Raw genomic sequence first — 1,191 nt, forward strand, 5'->3', positions numbered from 1 at the left:
AAAAATGACTAATTGTCCGTTATTAATCGGGCGATGGTACGATTTTTGAATATCTTGAATTGATGTCGGATGCGTCCGTTTTTATTTCTTGGGGGCAAGAAGTAAGAAAGAAATATTGGTGAGGGCTGTCGGGAATGACAGTTTTCAAATTTCTAACAGATTCGTTGAGGTAATAGATGAAAGGTAACATTGCTACAGCGGGAAATGTTCTTAAAGACCAGGCTCTCTCTCAGATGTCATGTGAAAATATAACTCATACTCTGCATGATACATCGATTCCACCACGAGCATGTATTGTGGTGGGGGGGACAACCCTGGCGGTGTTTTGCGCCGAGCAAATTATGGCGGCTGGACATACCATACAAGCAGTGCTACCTACTGATCCTGTTCTACAAACGTGGGCTGCCCGGCAAGGGATTGTTTGTGTGAACTCGGTTGAGGCATTACAGGAACAAATCACGTCACAGCCTGTCGATTGGCTTTTCTCAATCGTCAACCCCATCATCCTGCCGGTGTCATTAATTGAACACATTCGTGGCGGGGCTTTTAATTATCATAATAGTCCCCTGCCGCGCTATGCGGGCAGCCATGCAACTTCCTGGGCGTTGTTAGCTCGGGAGACTCATTACGCTATTTCCTGGCACTGTATTGAAGGCGGTGTGGATACTGGCGATATTGCTGTGCAATGGCCGGTATCGATTGAAGAACAGGATAACGCTTTCTCATTGAATCTGAAATGTTACCAGGCGGCTCAGCAAGGGTTTGTCGCACTGCTGAAAAATCTGGGGCGTGACGCACTGGTGACTTACCCTCAGGATCTCTCGCAACGGAGTTTTTATGCTCAGTCACGTCGCCCCGATGGCGGGGGATATTTGTGTTGGGAGCAGTCGGCAGAAGTCCTGTCAGCTTTAGTGCGGGCATTGGATTTTGGGGAGAATTATTTAAATCCATTGGGCTGCCCGAAACTGTTGCTGAGGCAGGGCCCGGTACAAATTTCCTGGCTTGAGCGGTTGAACACAGGCTCTGAGGGGGTACCCGGTACGTTGATGAGTGTGGAGGAGGATGCCTGGCAGGTGACGACCGGCAGTGAGGATGTGCGGATCGGGGGATTCGCCACCCTTGAAGGGCAGTTGTTGTCTGCCAGAGAGCTTGCCGAGATAGCGGAACTGAGACCGGGCAAACAGCTTCCTT

At 49.8% G+C, this 1,191-nt stretch carries 1 protein-coding gene; it reads left to right on the forward strand.

Annotated elements, in window-relative coordinates; all coding sequences use genetic code 11:
* Nucleotides 1-176: 176 nt before the first annotated feature.
* The coding region (locus EAE91_RS23475; RefSeq protein WP_280520311.1) for a formyltransferase family protein at nucleotides 177-1,191 on the forward strand (1,015 nt) is incomplete at its 3' end.

Origin of the sequence: Photorhabdus noenieputensis, from assembly GCF_018448935.1 — a bacterium.
Classification (GTDB): Bacteria; Pseudomonadota; Gammaproteobacteria; order Enterobacterales; family Enterobacteriaceae; genus Photorhabdus; species Photorhabdus noenieputensis.